Origin of the sequence: Dolichospermum sp. UHCC 0259, from assembly GCF_009711935.1 — a bacterium.
GTDB lineage: Bacteria > Cyanobacteriota > Cyanobacteriia > Cyanobacteriales > Nostocaceae > Dolichospermum.
The window spans coordinates 1-18,224 of the sequence record NZ_VIKX01000223.1 but is presented as its reverse complement, the minus strand read 5'-3'; the positions used below and the strand labels follow the sequence as shown (position 1 = coordinate 18,224).

Below are 18,224 nucleotides of genomic sequence, written 5' to 3'. Positions count from 1 at the left end.
ATGTAAATATAGCATCTTTTTTATAGACTAATTATGTCAATCACATCTTCCATTTTTCTAGCTGGTGCTAGTCGCGGTGTTGGCCAAGAAATCGCTAAATATTTGACGGCACAACAAATTCAAGTTAAAGCCCTTTTGAGAACAGAATCAGCCGCACTGGAAGCAAAAGCAATGGGTATTCATCCAGTTTTAGGAGATGCGCTAAATGTGGCTGATGTTGAACAGGCGATTTTAGGAAATGAACCTATTCAAGCCGTTATCAGTACATTAGGTGGTTTACCTACAGATAATATCAAACCTGATTATATTGGCAATAAAAACCTCATTGATGCCGCAGTTAAAGCGGGAGTCCAAAAGTTTATTCTCGAGACTTCTATTGGTAGTGGTGATAGTGTAGTGGCTTTACCTCCCCAAGCTTTATCAGCACTCAAACCAGTTTTAATTGAAAAAGAAAAAGCAGAACAATATTTAATTGCCAGCGGACTTAACTATACAATTATCCGTCCTGGTGGTTTAAAATCAGAACCAGCAACCAACAACGGAATTATCACTGAAAATTCCCAGATTGTAGGTACTATTCATCGGGCTGATGTTGCACAATTAGTTTGTCGCTGTTTAAATTCTCCTGATACTAATAATAAGATTTTCTCAGCCATAGATCGGAATATGGTATATCCAGGATTACCGGAATTTATAGAATTTAATTTGGATTAGTTGTTGTTAATTTTGAGGACTAAAGTCCTCACTACTAACTAAATTTAAACAGAAAATACTACTCGAAAACCACACATTCTTAAACCACCGTCTGCTTCATTCCAACTTCTACTAGCGCTACGACAAAGTTCGGCACTAAAATTCCATGCACCACCTCTTAAAACGCGACGATGTTTATCACCTCCATCTTCCCAGATATTACCATTTGTAGGTGCGCCATGATAGTTATTATGCCAAGGATCTGCACACCATTCCCAGACTAATCCGTGCATATCATACAAACCAAAAGCATTCGCAACTTCAAAATAACCAACATTAGTTGTTTCTTTCCGAAATCTACTTTTGGGTTCTATAGAATAGGTATCGCTACCACTACAGTTAATTAAATCAGAAGTAATTGTTTCTCCAAAATGAAACGATGTGGTAGTTCCTGCCCGACAAGCATACTCCCATTCGGCTTCACTAGGTAAACGATATTCTCTCCCAGTTTTAATTGCCAATCTGTCACAAAATTCTACAGCTTCATACCAAGAAACATTTTCAACAGGCAAATTTGCACCTTTAAATTTTGATGGATTAGGGTGCAATTCTTGTTTAATTGGCGGTAAAGCGGCTATGGTTCTCCACTGTAATTGAGTAATAGGATATTTTCCCATGAAAAAGGGTGGAACTGTAACTTGATGTTGGGGACGTTCATCATCATCACCTTCACAACTTAGAGAACCCATGATAAAATTTCCATTGGGAATTGATACCATTTCTAAGGTTGTATTCCTGCCTAATTCTTCTTTGAAATATTTAGTATTCCGTCTATCACGGTTAACTTCTCTGCCAGAAGTATCTACGGTAATAACATAAAAATCAAAGTTGTATAAGGGAGGTAAGGGGACAGAAACTTTTTGAGGAAGTGGTGGTGCTAATGGTGGTTTAGGAAAGGAAGAAAATTTGATAGCTACGGGAGATTTAGGAAAGTTCAAATCATCTAAAACATCTAGTGCTGATTGATATCTATCACTAGCAAAATGTTGGAGTAATTTATTTAATATTTGCTTTAATTCATCACTAATAGTAATGTCTTTGAGTCGTAACCTTTCTTCCCATAACCATTTAGCATTCATGGCATCATAAAGATGATCTTGAAGTTGTCCATAATCATTTTGTAATGGTAAATCTTGAGTTAATAACCGCACACAAGTGACACCTAAAGCATATAAATCACTTGCTTGACAAGCAAACCCAGCCATTTGTTCTGTTGGGGCATAACCCAGGGTATAAATAGCTGTCGCTTGTCTAGCGATACTGGTTTGGGTAACTTGTTTCGCACCTCCAAAATCAATTAATACGGGTTTTTTATCACTATCTCGACGCACAATGTTTTCTGGTTTAATATCACGGTGAATTACATTATGTTTGTGAACAAAATCCAAAACTGGTAATAAGTCAGCTAAAAGTTGCCGAACTTCGGTTTCATCATAAGCTTGATTTTGTAGTTCTTCGAGAAGAGTTTTCCCAATAATAAATTCCTGGACTAAATACAAACTAGAACCTTGTTCAAAGTAAGCTAAAAGTCGGGGAATTTGGGCATGGTTTTCTCCCAAATCGTATAGTCGGAAAGCTTCTTCTTTGAAAAATTCTGCTGCTTTAGCACGTTGTCCAGTTCCTTGAACTTGGGGGAAAAATTGCTTAATGACGCAAGGTGCATTCAGTCTATCTACATCTTCAGCAGCGTAGGTTCTGCTAAATCCACCTTCACCTAATAACCTCAAAACCCGGTAACGGTTTCGCAGCATTTCCCCAAAGTTACTTTCTTGACAACTCAGGCAAGATTTAGAGGTTTTCGGGTTGAAGGGGTTGGAACAATTGGGATTTTGGCAAATTTGCATGAATGTTGAGAAAATAGCATCTTGTCCAAATTCATCCCCAATCTTATTAAGTTGTCAAAACGATATTTATTGCTGTTACGAAAAAATCAGTCAAACTATAAATTACTTTGTGTGGGGAAAGTGAAAAAATTTAAGCATTGAAAGTTTAATTAATTCCAAAGCTGACTCTATATGCGCGCACAGATTCCCATTCTATTAATAATAGAATTAATTGCTAAATTTGTCAAGCAATTATTCAAAAATATTTTGGGTTTCTCTCTTCTTTCAGAAGTAGAAATTTTGTTATTCTTGTTATTTATGAATAACACTTTCAGCATAAAAAAACTGTACTATTTGTTGCATAGATTCTAGCTTTCCCCTTCTTTATTGCTTCTGTACTGAGTATCTACGATCTAATTACTCAAGAATATGTATCATTTTATGATTATTCTCACAACTTTCTCAAATTTTTGACTTACGCTAAAGGTAGATAGTATAAAACTATTTACAAGACAGGCACATCAAAAAATACTGATATTAAGGATGACTTATGACTATGGATACTCTAGCATTTATGACCACAATGGAAAATAGATTTAGTTTCAGCGCTGAAGACAAATCTATTTTGCAAGCAAATGCTGCCTGGGGTGCGGAAATTGCCGCAGAAATGGCGGAACATTTCTATGGCTATCTGGGGTGTGATACAGAAATGAATGCCATTATTAATGCTAGTGAAGGCAGAATACAGCGACTTACAGATACATTCATCAAATGGTTTGCGGAAATGTTTACAGGAATTGATGATTGGGGTGCTGTTTATGCCCACCGACGGTGGCAAATTGGGGTTGTTCATGTGAAGGTAGGAATTCAACCCCAGCACATTGTTCCAGCCATGTCTACAGTCATTCATGAAGTTGCAAAAAAGCTAAAAGCTGAGGGCAAATCAGAAGAATTGAAAGATGCTTTAGGACGAATTTGTATGATTGATTTAGCTTTTATCGAACAGTCTTATGTAGATGTTTCGACTTCTGCTGTGTTAAAAGAAACTGGTTGGTCATCCGCTTTATTAAAGCGTTTGATTAGCACAGGTGCAGCATCAATAAATTAGTCATTCAGGGTGGGGAAACCCCACCCCTACAATATTTAAACTTGACAATTTAATTCGCCGGCTTTTTGGGTAAAACGACGATTTTCTCGATAATCTACCCGACAATCTATCACGGCTGGGACATCTTGCGCGAGCGCTTCTTTGAGTAAGGGAATAAAATCGGCAACGGATTCAACTCGATAACCTTTTAATCCCATACTTTCAGCAAATTTGACAAAATCAGGATTACCAAAATGGACAAAAGATGAGTTACCTGGACCAAATTGATTTTCTTGTTTCCACTCAATTAAACCATAGCCACCATCATTAAAAATCAAAGTCACAAATGGTGTTCCGACTCGCAAAGCTGTTTCTAATTCTTGACAATTCATCATAAAACCACCGTCACCAGTGGCAGCAACAACTTTACGATCTGGATAAACTAATTTTGCGGCTAATGCACCGGGAATAGCAATACCCATTGCTGCGAAACCATTAGAAATAATGCAGGTATTGGGACTATGACAATGATAATGTCTAGCAATCCACATTTTATGTGCGCCCACATCAGAAATGACAATATCATCTGGTCCCATAACTTGCCGCAAGTCATAAATTAATTTTTGCGGTTTAATGGGAAATTCATCATCTTGGGCATATTCTTCGTAATCAGCCCGAATATTAGAACGCAAGCTAATAGAATAGGGATTGGGTTTATTGTGTCTGTCTGCTAATTTTAATATCTCATTCAGGGAGTCAGAAATATCGCCAACTATTTCTACTTTGGGAATATAACTACTGTCAATTTCCGAAGAAGTTGCTGCCACATGAATAATAGGAATTGTCCCATCAGGATTCCATTTTTTAGGAGAAAATTCAATTAAATCATAACCAATTGCGATAACTAAATCTGTATTATCAAAGCCGCAGGTAATGAAATCTCGTTGTTGTAATCCCACAGACCAAAGTGCTAAGGGATGAGTATAGGGAATTACTCCTTTACCCATAAAAGTATTGACAACGGGAATATTCATTTGGGTGGCAAATTGCGTGACTGCATCACTAGCATGAGCGCGAATTGCGCCATTTCCGACTAAAATGATGGGATTAACGGCTTGGGAAATTGCCCCAGCGGCAGCGCGAATGCTGGCAAAGGAAGCATAGGTTTTTTCGCTATTATCTTTATTTAGAGGTTTGCCTTCGACGGGCATAGCAGCAATATTTTCTGGTAAGTCAATGTGAACAGCACCGGGTTTTTCGGTTTGCGATCGCTTGAAGGCTTTTCTCACAACTTCTGGTGTAATACTTGGTCTGACAATCTGTTTATTCCACTTAGTAACTGGGGCAAACATTGCCACTAAATCTAAATATTGATGGGATTCAATGTGCATTCTATCTGTTCCCACCTGTCCAGTAATTGCTACTAATGGCGCACCATCTAAGTTAGCATCTGCTACCCCTGTCATTAAATTAGTTGCCCCTGGTCCAAGGGTAGAAAGACATACTCCAGCTTTTCCTGTTAATCTGCCATAAACATCAGCCATGAAGGCTGCACCCTGTTCATGACGGGTAGTAATAAATTGAATGGATGAGTTTTTTAAGGCTTCTAAAACGTGCAAATTTTCTTCACCAGGAAGTCCAAAAACATATTGAACTCCTTCGTTTTCTAAACACTGTACTAACAATTCTGCGGTATTCATAAATTTTGTAATTGGTAATTGGTAATTGGTAATTGGTAATTAGTTGAACCCAGATCCCCGACTTCTGACATCACCTCACAATTTATTAACATGATCAAAGAAGAAGTCGGGGATCTTAATCGGCAAATCATCTGCGTTTATCTGCGTCCATCTGCGTTTCAAAAAAACAATCATTTCACCCAGACAGTCTTAATATTCACAAATTCATGTAAACCTTGAATACTTAACTCCCTACCGTAGCCAGAACGCTTAATGCCACCAAACGGTAAACGGGGATCAGACTTAACCATGCTGTTAATAAATACTGCACCAGCTTCAATTTCTTGAATTAGGCGATGTTGTTCTTCTGTATTTGTTGTCCATGCACTTGCACCCAAACCAAAGGGACTATCATTAGCTAATTTAATAGCCGCATTGATATCAGGAACTCGAAATAATAATGCCACAGGTCCAAAAAATTCTGCTTGGGCAATTGGTGTATCTACAGGAATATCTATGATAATTGTGGGCGGATAAAAGTTCCCCTGCATTTCTGTTAAAGGATGTCCACCTGTGAGGACTTTACCACCACTTTTTACGGCATTTTTAACTTGTTCGTCTAATTCTTGGAGAATATCAGGAGTTGCCAATGGTCCCAAATCTGTATCTGCTGCCATTGGATTCCCAACTTTCAAAGCTTGAAATTTTTCTAACAACAGTTTTTCAAATTGATCAGCCACAGATTCAGCAATAATAAAGCGTTTCGCAGCAATACAAGACTGTCCATTATTTAACATTCTTGCTGTGACTGCGGTGCTAACTGCTGTTTCTAAATCAGCACTTTCTAAAACAATAAATGGGTCACTGCCCCCCAATTCTAAAACAGTTTTTTTGATTTGTTTTCCAGAAGCAACCGCAAGGGATATACCTGCTGGTTCACTACCTGTGAGAGTAGCGGCTTTGACGCGATCATCAGCCATCAAATTGGCAACTTGGGAAGCACCAATTAATAATGTTTGAAATACACCTGTAGGAAAGCCAGCACGGTTAATAATATTTTCTATTGCTAGGGCGCACTGTGGCACATTGGAAGCGTGTTTGAGTAGCCCCACATTGCCCGCCATGAGTGCCGGTGCAGCAAACCTAAAAACCTGCCAAAATGGAAAATTCCAAGGCATGACGGCGAGAATTACCCCTAAAGGTTGATATTTTATAAAACTATGACTAGCATCAGTTTTAATAGTGACATCAGCCAGAAAATTGGGGGCATTTTCGGCGTAATAACGACAAACCAGGGCGCATTTTTCCACTTCTGCGATCGCTGCTTTTAATGGTTTACCCATTTCCAGCGTCATCAATTTCCCTAAATCTGCCTTTTCTTGCTCTAAAATGACTGCTGCTTGTTCTAACCAGTGCGATCGCTCTATAAAACTCGTCTGACGATATCCTTCAAAAGCCTTTCCTGCTAAATCCAACTTAGCAAGAATTTCTGGATCTTTTAGTGGCTCAAAAGTTTTGAGCGTTTCCCCAGTGGTGGGATTAATGGTAGCTATAGCCATAACCTGACCTCCCATTAAAAAATAGTTTGAGGTAGTTTACCAGTTTTACACACATTCATTACAGAAGCTAACACGAAAATTGAGTTAGAGAGAAAATCATAAAAATAATTTTTCATTAAATCAATAACCCCAAAATCGAGTAACTTTTGACTTCCGCTCTGCGGTACTAGCACCTATAGTTCACACATTTTAGTTTGATATAGATTAATTGAACGATCAATTCCTTTAAAACGATAAGCCCCGATATCAAAAAAATCTGATTTTTCTGACAGCATATTATAAGTAACTTCACTAATTACACATTCACCAGGAGAACAAATGGTTTCCATCCTAGCTGCCAAATTAATTGTCGTTCCTAAAGCAGTATAATCTACCCTTTGAGAACTACCAACATCACCAACCACAGCCTTACCACTGTTAATAGCAATGCGTAATTGTAAAGGTTCTTGCCAAAAATTATTAGCATTGAGATGTTTTAACCGAGTTAGCATTCCCCTCGCCGATGCAACTGCCCTATCTGCATGACCTGGATCTGGGTCAGGAGCGCCAAAAAATGCCATAATACAGTCACCAATGTATTTATCTAGCGTGCCACTATACAAAAACACTTCTTTCAACATTTCTTCAAATAAATTATTTAATAATTGAGCAATTTCTGTAGGTGTCAATCGTTCAGAAATTGCCGTAAAACCGACCAAATCCGCAAATAAAATACTAATTTCATTTTCTCTAGGCGCTAAACGTCCATCTGGAGAACCACCAACAGCTATTAATTGTTGGACAACAGCAGGAGAATGGTATCGTTCTAAACGATGACGAATTACTTCTTCATTTTTGAGTTTGTCTACTAACAACGAACGTTGCACACTAGAAGCTACAATATTAGCCAAAGCTGAAAAAAAGCTGAGTTCTTCTTCCCCTTCACTTTCCCAATGAGATGAAGACAAACTAGCATCAGCATAGAGAACTCCAATTACTTTGTGTTCATCCCATAATGGGACAGCCATAGCACTACGAATTCCTTTAACTAAAATACTTTTCTCGCTAGAAAAACGTTGATCTGATTGAGTATCGGCACTTTGAACAGCAATTTTTTCTGCAAATACTTTTTGACAAATACTGCGGCTAATCCAACTACCATCTGTTGCTAAATGTTCTTGTTCAGAAATATTTCTAGTGGCAGAATTTATTAACTCTAAATTACCAAAATCGTCAATTTTTACTAATAAAGCTAATCGGTCAATACTATCAAGATAACGAAAAACTACTTGTTGTACTTGGAAAAAAATTTCCTCAATAGATGCAGCAGCACAAAGATTTTTAGCTATATCTACCAAATCTTTCAGGCGAGCAATAGTTTCATTTTGATTATTGTTATTGCCATTAATAGTATTCGCACTTATCCATTGTTGTTGGAGTTGCTCAACATTCCGAAAAATAATTTTTTGTGGTTGAGTATTAACCTTTCTTAAAAATCTATTAGTAATACCATTTGTACTTATATTTTTGAATTTTACTAATAATTTAATGTTGCCCAAAGAAATTACATCATTATTAGCTAATTCTTGGATACCCGTAATCAAATATTGGTTAACTTGCGTACCATTTTTACTACCTAAATCCTGAATAGTCCACACATGATCAGAACTTTTGACGATTCGCGCATGATTGCGAGAAATTCCTCCAAAGGGTAATACCATGTCACATTCTGGCAACCGTCCGATAATAAATACATCTTTATCTACTGGAACTAATGTTTCGGTATGTCCTTCTTGCTGGAAGATGAGGGTGAGTTGATTCATCACTGTTATATCAGGCTCGAAGCTAAGGGCGCAAGTATCAGTGTAATTAAATAAATATAGAGTTTATATTTATCAGCACGTAGTAGATACCAGATGTTTATTTGCTATTTGTGTTGCTGTTGTTCAACAAAAATTGGCTGAGATATACCATAATTTATTGTGTAAGTTCTAACATTATATTTATGATACTACTCGCTGTAGGAAAATAACAAATTTGTAGTCGTTTTTACTAAAAAAAGCATAAGGAGTTAAGAAAATCATCTTATTGACAATACTTCCGCTATTTTTTGCTTTGTTGAGTTGAATCATAAAACCCAACAAATGCGTTACAATTTCGTCTAACCCAGCGCCCGAACACACAAGGATTTATTATGTCATTTAAGCAGTGATTTTGACTAGAAGAATAATGCTAATTTTGAAAATATCAATTGTACGGATACAAATTAGTAGTTAAAATGGTGGTAATTCTAGAGAGATATTACCTAGAAGTCCTTTGCGAAAATCGGTGATCATTTGTCTAGCGGCGCGTTCTACATCACCTTTATAACGATGTTCTGCTAAGACTTGTAAATAGTCTTCTCCTGTGTAGATGATGGAATCTATCTCATACCGGGTTAGTAATGGATGTGGTGGCAATGAATGAGAATGTGTTTCCTGAAGTTCGTTAAGTATATCTACGAATGCTGCGGCTATGAGTTGATTGTCATAAGCTGCTTCACCAATATCATCACAAATAGCTAATTTGACGGCTGCGGCTTGGCTGTCCAGTCTGGCGGGAATGACACCAGGGGCATCTAGTAATTGTAATTGATCAGAAATTCTCACCCACCGTAGTTGTCTGGTGACACCGGGACGGGCGGCACTTTCTACGACTCGTTTTCCTATCAACCTGTTAATTAAGGCTGATTTACCGACATTGGGAAAACCAATGACGACAGCCCGGACGGGACGGGGTAACATTCCTCTATCAGTGCGACGTTGGTTAAGTTCAATACCTGCTGCTTGGGCGGCTTTGGCTATGGCGGTGACACCTTGACCATGTTGGGCGTTGGTAAAATAGGGAACTTCGTCGTGATTTTTAAACCACTCTATCCAGCGCGATCGCACTTGTGGCAAAATCATATCTACCCGATTGAGTACCAATATCCTGGCTTTTGTCCCCACCCATTCATTCATTTGTGGGTGATTTGTAGTTATAGGAATACGGGCATCTCTCACTTCTAAAACCACATCAACCCGTTTTAGCTGCTCTTTGAGATTCTTCTCAGCTTTGGCAATGTGTCCGGGATACCATTGAATCAGATTTAATTTGTAATTTTGTGTGATTGACATTTATTGTTTGTTAGTTGTCAGTTGTCAGTTGTCATTGGTCAGTTGTCATTGGTCATTGGTCATTAATTCTCTCTCTTGTCTGTTCCCTGTTCCCTGTTCCCTGTCACCTGTCACCTGTCACCTGTTCCCTCTTAATAAGATTGATGTAAAATTAAACGGTTGCCGTCGGGGTCGTAGGCATAAATTTCTTGTCCGTGAGAAGCTGTAGAAATTTCTTTTTGTGAGGTACAGCCTAAAGATATTAGGTGAGATATGGCAGTTTCTAAATTATTTACTTCCAAACATAAACTGAGCGGACTTTGGGAATTAACAGCAAATTCTGGCTCGTTTACTGATTTGGGTTTAAAAATACCTAACTTTAACCCAATAATGTGAAACTCAGCATAGACATTAGGAATGAGTTTCTGTGGTTTTTGTTCTAGTAATTGAGTATAGAAGCTGACTATATTATCAAAATTAACTGTGGCTATGGTGACGATGACACTATTATATTGCATATTTATTTTTACCATAGATTTGTCACAAGAGCGCAGTTACAGCAGAACTCAGGAGCAAGAAAATAAATTTATTACCCATTACCTATTACCTATTACCTATTCCCTTTTAAGAATAATACAGTGACATAAACTTATCAGTTACACGCCAAAGTTGCTCATCTAACTTTGATAATGCCCATTCGGCGATTTCTTGGGGGACACCACCATAAAAGGCTTCAGCAATACTACCTGTAATGCAAGCTATGGTATCACTATCACCACCAATGGAAATGGCATTGCGAATTGCATCTTCAAAATCCGTAGATTCTAAAAAAGCGATAATGGCTTGGGGAACAGACCCTGGACAGGAATCGTTAAATTCGTAAGTCGGTCTGATTTCGGACAAGGTGGGTTTTAAATCATAACCAAAGGAGTTTTGGATATAGGACTTAATGCTACCTTTGTTAGAGCCTGTACGCGCCAAAAATATGGCTGCTGCGGTTGCTTCTGCGCCCTTAATTCCTTCGGGATGATTGTGAGTAACTCCTGCACAACTTTGAGCTTCTTGCAATACGGTGTTTAAGTCATCAAATGTAGATGCTATGGGACTAACTCGCATGGCTGAACCGTTTCCCCAACTGTTGTATGGTTCAGTGCTGTTGGATTTTGCCCAGGCTCGAAATTTATTGCCATAACCTACTTCTGGATATTCAGAGTAGTATAGTTTGAAGTTTCTAATATATTGAAATTGGTCAATATACTTAGTATTATCGGGAAATGTGTCAGCATTAAGAATGAATTCGGCGACAGCGATTGTTAGCACTGTGTCGTCTGTGAAAGTACATTTTTCATCAAACAGAGGAAAATCCTTAGTTTTGATATTGTTAAACTTGTAGATAGAGCCAATGATATCACCAGCGATCGCACCTAGCATAATTATTAGATATTGAGTTAAATCAGTGTTTTTAGCATATTACTGTTCTCTACTCTTGCACAACTGTGAGCGATCGCTGACTTTTTTCTGAGAAAATATCATCTTCTGAGTAATATTTAGTAGTTTTAATGTGTTCGTTTACATTCAGTAATTATCAAACTCACATCAAACAGGATTTATAAATAAAAAATATTTAGGGTGCATTAGGAAAACCCAACACACCCATAATGACTAATTAGCAACTTCAGCCATTTCAATGACACGCCCTTCATAATCCTTAACTAAAAAATTCAAAGGCTTTTGGTTGCGAATTTTGAACTTTAAGCCTCTGACTTCTACTCGCATTAAAATTAATTCTAGACAATCATGATCAAAGCAAACATGACGATGCTGATCTTTTTTGCCTAAACTTGCACCAGTGATAATATGTAATTGAGTATTTTTCTTGAGTTGATACCACAGCCCGTCACTACCATTATTCATGGTGTTATTAGACCAACTCGGACTAGCGGACATATACAGCGGGTCAATACCTGTTGCACCAATGGTTTGCTCGTAGTTGTAATAATAGTGCAAAGGGACTTCCGCTACTGGCAAATCTAGCAATCCTGCATATAACTGTCGGGCAACTTCTAAATCCGATACCATGACAGTATAAACTTTAGGTGCGCTGCTGAGGAACATCCACATAGCACCAGCGTAAGCTGCCAATAGCATAATCATAATCCCTTGGGTGGAGAACAGGCTATCCAAGGGCAGGGAAGGTAAGAAAGAGCCGAAAGTGAGTGGACTCAGCAGGAACATTATGAAACTAGCTTCTATAACCATGAACAAACAGAATCACAATAAAGGAGACGCTTTGAGTATTGTCAATTAAGACTAACATTGTTTCTAGTTTATCAAGAGTCTTATGGTCTGACTTTACAAACTTACTAACTTTCCGATATTATTAGCGATCGCATCACCATTCCCTAGTATATTTTAACAGTTATCTAGTTCAGAGATTGTGCAAATTCCCCACTTTCCCGAAGCTAATCACCCATTGGTGAAGTCGCTATTTCATCACAGTGATCAAGAACTACTGAGTTTATTTCAGCGATATCCAGATTATGGCAAGTATTTTACGGTGATTTTTTGCCGTTATAGTCCCATAGTTTACACCTTAATTCGGCATTCGGCGCGATCGCCTGTGCAAGCTGATTATTTATTTGCTCTCATCTGGCGAAATATCTATTATGAATTAGGGGGACTGGACTTAAATCAAGCAGCTACAGAAACGGAATCCTTAACCTTACAAAATTGGTTAATTAACATCACCGCATTCCATATTAACGAGATTAAGCTTCCACCCACAGAAGCTATTCATTATTCACTCAAGGATACATCCCCACCGTTATGGTGTTATGTAGAACAGGCATTAGATCAACTACCAGCAATATTACGATTAATCGTCTTAATGGCGCAAACCTTCCACTGGAGTGAAACCAGAATTGCTGCCTATTTGCAAGCTGAAGGAGAACAAATTTCCCCGGCTGAAGTCGCAATTTCTCTCCAAGAAGGTTATCAGATGCTTGAAGATAAATTACCGGCTGATATTCGGGCTATTTACTTAGGTGAAGATGGGATTTCGTCCTAACTTTAGCTATAATAATCACAGTCGCCCATTTACTGCACAGAACCACAGCAAAAATCCCTCTCCTTAGTTCTTTGCTTGCTCAAATAAAACTTGTCTTATACCATTTATTTACAGCCGGAATTTCCCGGTTAGATATTATGAAACAGCGGCATTTACTATCAGGAAATCCGATTAATATCAGCAATTTCGCAAAGTTGCCATCTTTGACTTTTTATATGGTACTAATCACCTGTTTATTAACTACCACAGGTGTAAAAGCAATTGATATTACCCAACAAATTCACCGTCCTTTAAATAATCCTGCAAATAAATCATCACGAAATGTAGCTGATAAATTACTCAGACAAGGTAGACAGCAATTATTTCAAGGATTTCCCCAAAAAACTCTAAAATTATCCCTAGCAGCTTTGGAAATTTATCACTCATTAGGTGATTTAAAAGCCCAAGGTTTAACTTATGATTTATTAGCTAAGGCCTATTTGCAATTAAATGATCTCAATAATGCTGAAGATGCTATTCGCCGACAGTTAGCAATTTCCCGCGATAATCAAGATTTTCAGAATCAAATTTTTGCTCTAAATAATTTAGCTACTTTATTTTTACAAAAAGGCGAAAATATCGCCGCCCAAGAAACTCTGGAAGATGCTTTAGTAGTGGCTCGTAATGTAATTAACCTGGAAGGACAAGGGCTATCTTTAAGTAATTTGAGTTTAGTTGCTATCCGCACAGGTGATTATAATAAAGCCGTCAAAATTGGCGAATATGCCTTAACTTTCCGCCGCCGAATTGGTGATACTATTGGTGAAGTTAATACCCTAAATAATCTTGGTGATGCTTATTTAGCTATGGGCGATTATCAAAAAACTATTGGTAATTACGGTTTAGCAATGCGGTTAGCTAAAAAAAGTTTTGAGCGTCCCAATCAATTACGAGCCATTGATGGTTTAGTCACAGCCAATGCGGCATTAGGTCGTTATGATTTAGCTTTGAAACTATTAGAAAACCGGGTGACATTAACCAATTCTATCAACAATCCCGCAGAAGATCTAAAATATTTACTGGTCTCTGGGGAGATTTATGAAAAAATGGGTAACTTTACCAAAGCTAAGGATTTATATACACAAGCTATTTCCATAGCCCAGAAATTGGAAGATAGTAAACAACAAAGTTTATTAGTTTATAAACTTAATGAATTAAAAAAACGTTAATCATAAAATACCAGATCCCCGACTTCTTTGAGAAATCGGGGATCTAAATTCAAAAATAGGAAATAAGTCATGATCACGAATCAAAGAGGAATATGTTAGTATAGCTAGGCAGGAGATAGAAAATTACACAAATTGAAAATTCACCTAATCAGATGATGAATTAAATAAATTAAATAATTATCATAGATTTTCAACTATACAAGATTTTTTGTAACTTACTCCTATTCCTAACCTTTTTTCATCATGATTTTTTACATAGAACTTCCCTTAATCGGCAAAAAAGTTAAATATCCATTGCGGTGGTTAATAGGTTTAATCGCTAGTGGTGTCTTAATTGTGGGAACAACAGCTACAATCAAAACCATCCAGCAAAGAAATAAACCACCAGATGTTAGTAAATTAACTGTTCCTGTAGAAGCAAAAAGCGTAACTGTCCGCATTGCAGCTAGTGGCAAAGTTCAACCGATTCAAAGTGTGAATATTAGTCCTAAAAGTCCAGGATTGTTGGCAGCTTTAAATGTTGAACAGGGAGATACTGTCAAACAAGGACAAATAATTGCTCGTATGGATAATTCGGAAATTAAAATGCGGATTCTCCAATACAAAGCTAATTTAGAACAAGTAAAAGCACAATTAGCAGAAAGCCAAGCTGGAAGTCGTCCCGAAGAAATTGCCCAAGCCAAAGCCCGTGTAGAGCAAGCACAGGCTCAATTAGCAATTATTAGAGATGGGAATCGTTTACAGGAAATTCAACAAGCACAGGCTCAAGTGGACTCGGCAAAAGCTTCTGTGGTACTTACCCAATCGAGAGTCAAACGTTATCAAAATTTAGCTAAAGATGGGGCTATTTCCCAAGATAGTTTAGAACAATATATCAGTGAAAATAGTAAAGCTAAGGCTAATTTAGAAGAAGCACAACGCCGATTATCTTTACTAAAAGTGGGCAATCGCAACCAAGATATTCAAAAGCAAGAAGCAATAGTTAATCAGGAAAAAGAAGGATTACGAAAATTAGAAAATGGTGATCGTCCCCAAGAAATTGCCAGATTAAAAGCAGCAGTCGCTAGTGCTGAGGCTCAATTAAAACAACAACAAGTTCAACAAGAAGATACCATTATTCGCGCTCCTTTTTCGGGAATTGTGACTCAAAGATATGCGACAGTAGGAGCTTATGTGAGTCCGGCCATTTCTGCTTCTAGTGATGCTTCGGCGACATCTACTTCTATAGTTGCTGTAGCTAGAGGTTTAGAAGTGCTGGCTAAAGTTCCTGAAGTGGATATTCCCCAAATTAAACAGGGACAAAAAGTGGAAATTGCCATTGATGCCTATCCTGATGAAGTTTTTCAGGGACGAGTTAGATTGATTGCACCTGAAGCGGTAGTTGATCAAAATGTGACATCTTTTCAAGTGCGGGTGGCTATTGATACGGGAGCAGATAAACTGCGTTCGGGAATGAATGTCAGTGAAGTTACATTTATTGGTAATAATATCCAAAATGCGCTGTTAATACCCCAAGAGTTAATAGTTACTCAAAAGGGAAAAACTGGTGTGTGGTTATTGGGTGATAAAAATAAACCCCAGTTTAAGTTAGTCACAATTGGCGCAAATATTGATAACCAAGTTCAGGTTTTAGAAGGGCTTAAAGCAGGCGATCGCATATTTATTGATCTACCTAAAACCAAGGGTAAAGGAAATAAAGAACCGGAAGAATAAAATCACAAATAAACACAAAATATGGACATTCTAGAAAGTGTGAAAATGGCAACTACTACCTTATTAGCTAATAAGTTGCGAAGTAGTTTAACCATGTTAGGAATTATTATTGGTAATGCTTCAGTAATTGCCATGATTGGGATTGGTGAAGGCGCACAAACATTGGCGAATAATCAATTTGCATCATTAGGCCCAAATACTCTATTTATTGTGCCTGGGAGTCCAGGAAGTCGGGGAAGGGTGACAACAATGCCCAGAACTTTAGTTTTACAAGATGCGAATGCGATCGCTAAACAAGTCCGTGCCGTTAAAGAAGTTGCCCCAGAAATTAATAACAGAAGCACAATCACCTATAGAAGTAAAAGTACAACTAGTACAGTAATAGGTACTACTGCTAATTATACAACAGTTCGTAGTTTTGAAATTAAAGAAGGTAGGTTTTTTAATGACTTTGATCTTAAACGGAATAAAAGAGTAGCAGTATTAGCTCCAGATTTAGCCAACAAACTCTTTGATAATCAAAATCCTATTGGTCAAAAAATCCGCATTCAAAATACTACTTTTGAGGTGATTGGTTTAACAGTAGCTAAAGGTTCTTCCTTTGGAAGTAACAGTGATGATGCGGTTTTTATTCCTATTAATACCATGTTTAGTCGGTTGGTGGGCAGAACATCCCCCTTTGGTATTAATGTTTCTTTAATTTCTGTATCGGCTCAAGATGAAAATAGCATCTCCGCCGCAGAATTTCAAATAACAAACTTACTCCGTCGTCGGCACAAAATTGTCCGTGAAGATGATTTTACTATTCAAAGCCAAAAAAATATCTTGGAAATTATCAATACAATTACCAGCGGATTGACACTAATGTTAGCTGCGATCGCTAGTATTTCCTTATTTGTGGGTGGTATTGGTATTATGAATATAATGCTAGTTTCTGTCAGCGAACGTACCCAAGAAATTGGACTGCGTAAAGCTATTGGTGCAACTCAACAAGACATCCTTTTACAATTCATTATTGAGGCCGTGATTTTATCTGTAGTCGGCGGTTTAATCGGCATTGCTTTAGGTGGTGGTAGCATCATTTTAGTAAGTATCCTTACCCCTTTAGAAGCGGCAATTTCACCAAGTGCAGTCATCTTAGCTGCTAGTGTTTCTGGTGGGATTGGTTTATTTTTTGGTGTCGTTCCTGCCCGTCGTGCGGCTCAACTTGATCCAATGGTAGCGCTGAGAACGGCATAATTGGTAATTTCCATTTAGATCCCCCTAAATCCCCCTTGAGAAAGGGGACTTTGACTCTAGTTCCCCCCTTGTTAAGGGGGGTTAGGGGGGATCTGTAAGTGCCTAAAATCACAATTTAAAACTTTTCAAACAACCTCTAAGATACAATAAGAAGTCGGGGATCTTAATCACACAACAGGATAAATTTTTATGGCTAATACTTTAACTTTTAATGATGCGAATATTCCCGATGCTGCACCAGAATTAGCAATTATTCGATTAGAGGATATTTTCAAAGTTTATGGAATTGGGGAAATAGAAGTTAAGGCACTGAATAATGTGAATTTGGTGATTAAACAGGGTGAATATTGTTCAATTATGGGACCTTCAGGTTCGGGTAAATCTACAGCCATGAATATTATCGGTTGTTTAGATCGTCCCAGTAGCGGAAATTATTATTTAGATAATTTGAATGTCGCGCAAATGAATGATACCGAATTGGCGCATATTCGCAATAAAAAACTCGGTTTTGTCTTTCAACAATTCCATTTATTAAATCAATTAACAGCTTTAGAAAATGTCATGCTGCCAATGGTGTATGCTGGTGTTAAACCTGGGGAAAGAAAAGATCGGGCGACATCCGCATTAATCAAAGTTGGCTTAGAAAAACGCCTCAATAACAAACCTACCCAATTATCAGGGGGACAACAACAAAGAGTAGCGATCGCTCGTGCTATTGTCAACAATCCCGTTGTTCTCCTCGCAGACGAACCCACCGGCGCACTTGATTCTCATACCACCCAAGAAGTATTAGACTTGTTTAGTGAACTTAATAGCAGTGGTATTACTGTTGTTATCGTCACCCATGAATCAGAAGTTGCGCGACAAACTAAACGGATTGTTTGGTTTCGTGATGGTGAAGTTGTTCATTCTCATCTAACTCCCCATGGTAGTTTTTCACTCTCCCCCCACTTTCGAGAGTTTATAGGGTAGGTAGAAGTAGG

General features: G+C 37.9%; 15 protein-coding genes. 7 read left to right on the top strand and 8 right to left on the bottom strand.

Annotated elements, in window-relative coordinates; translation table 11 throughout:
* Positions 1–33: 33 nt before the first annotated feature.
* Complete coding sequence (locus tag FJR05_RS18860; RefSeq protein WP_168645544.1) at positions 34–714, top strand: SDR family oxidoreductase; 681 nt, start codon at positions 34–36, stop codon at positions 712–714.
* A 44-nt stretch (positions 715–758) separates the two neighbouring features.
* Here FJR05_RS18860 and FJR05_RS18855 read toward each other — a convergent pair whose 3' ends face one another.
* Positions 759–2,597 (bottom strand): bifunctional serine/threonine-protein kinase/formylglycine-generating enzyme family protein, encoded by a 1,839-nt coding sequence (locus FJR05_RS18855; RefSeq protein WP_168645543.1) that lies wholly within the window; start codon positions 2,595–2,597, stop codon positions 759–761.
* A gap of 529 nt (positions 2,598–3,126) precedes the next feature.
* On the opposite strand from FJR05_RS18855, the gene FJR05_RS18850 reads away from it, so the two are divergent.
* On the top strand, positions 3,127–3,684 hold the full coding sequence (locus FJR05_RS18850) for a protoglobin domain-containing protein (protein ID WP_168645542.1): 558 nt from the start codon (positions 3,127–3,129) through the stop codon (positions 3,682–3,684).
* Between the two features lie 35 nt (positions 3,685–3,719).
* Here FJR05_RS18850 and FJR05_RS18845 read toward each other — a convergent pair whose 3' ends face one another.
* The 7 genes from FJR05_RS18845 to FJR05_RS18815 all read right to left on the bottom strand — a co-directional run bounded on the left by FJR05_RS18845 (position 3,720) and on the right by FJR05_RS18815 (position 12,273).
* Entirely contained in the window at positions 3,720–5,363 is a 1,644-nt protein-coding gene (locus FJR05_RS18845) for an acetolactate synthase large subunit (protein WP_168645541.1), read from the bottom strand.
* A gap of 170 nt (positions 5,364–5,533) precedes the next feature.
* Positions 5,534–6,901 (bottom strand): NAD-dependent succinate-semialdehyde dehydrogenase, encoded by a 1,368-nt coding sequence (locus FJR05_RS18840; RefSeq protein ID WP_168645540.1) that lies wholly within the window; start codon positions 6,899–6,901, stop codon positions 5,534–5,536.
* 173 nt (positions 6,902–7,074) lie between these two features.
* Complete coding sequence (locus FJR05_RS18835; protein WP_168645571.1) at positions 7,075–8,703, bottom strand: adenylate/guanylate cyclase domain-containing protein; 1,629 nt, start codon at positions 8,701–8,703, stop codon at positions 7,075–7,077.
* 450 nt (positions 8,704–9,153) lie between these two features.
* Positions 9,154–10,035: a ribosome biogenesis GTPase YlqF gene (gene ylqF / locus FJR05_RS18830; protein ID WP_168645539.1), complete on the bottom strand. Its 882-nt coding sequence runs from the start codon at positions 10,033–10,035 to the stop codon at positions 9,154–9,156.
* 131 nt (positions 10,036–10,166) lie between these two features.
* Positions 10,167–10,532, bottom strand: a complete 366-nt coding sequence (locus FJR05_RS18825; protein WP_168645538.1) for a VOC family protein — start codon at positions 10,530–10,532, stop codon at positions 10,167–10,169.
* A 106-nt stretch (positions 10,533–10,638) separates the two neighbouring features.
* Positions 10,639–11,445, bottom strand: coding sequence for an ADP-ribosylglycohydrolase family protein (locus tag FJR05_RS18820; protein ID WP_168645537.1), 807 nt, complete (start codon positions 11,443–11,445; stop codon positions 10,639–10,641).
* Positions 11,446–11,676: 231 nt separating this feature from the next.
* Complete coding sequence (locus FJR05_RS18815) at positions 11,677–12,273, bottom strand: glyoxalase-like domain protein (protein ID WP_168645536.1); 597 nt, start codon at positions 12,271–12,273, stop codon at positions 11,677–11,679.
* A 178-nt stretch (positions 12,274–12,451) separates the two neighbouring features.
* Here FJR05_RS18815 and FJR05_RS18810 point away from each other — a divergent pair, with 178 nt between their 5' ends.
* The 5 genes from FJR05_RS18810 (at position 12,452) to FJR05_RS18790 (ending at position 18,213) form a co-directional block, all read left to right on the top strand.
* Positions 12,452–13,081, top strand: coding sequence for a sigma-70 family RNA polymerase sigma factor (locus tag FJR05_RS18810; RefSeq protein ID WP_168645535.1), 630 nt, complete (start codon positions 12,452–12,454; stop codon positions 13,079–13,081).
* Positions 13,082–13,218: 137 nt separating this feature from the next.
* On the top strand, positions 13,219–14,289 hold the full coding sequence (locus FJR05_RS18805; RefSeq protein WP_168645534.1) for a lipopolysaccharide assembly protein LapB: 1,071 nt from the start codon (positions 13,219–13,221) through the stop codon (positions 14,287–14,289).
* Between the two features lie 243 nt (positions 14,290–14,532).
* Entirely contained in the window at positions 14,533–16,002 is a 1,470-nt protein-coding gene (locus FJR05_RS18800) for an efflux RND transporter periplasmic adaptor subunit (protein WP_168645533.1), read from the top strand.
* A 21-nt stretch (positions 16,003–16,023) separates the two neighbouring features.
* Positions 16,024–17,241, top strand: a complete 1,218-nt coding sequence (locus FJR05_RS18795; protein ID WP_168645532.1) for an ABC transporter permease — start codon at positions 16,024–16,026, stop codon at positions 17,239–17,241.
* Positions 17,242–17,430: 189 nt separating this feature from the next.
* Positions 17,431–18,213: an ABC transporter ATP-binding protein gene (locus tag FJR05_RS18790; protein WP_168645531.1), complete on the top strand. Its 783-nt coding sequence runs from the start codon at positions 17,431–17,433 to the stop codon at positions 18,211–18,213.
* The last annotated feature ends 11 nt before the right edge of the window (positions 18,214–18,224 follow it).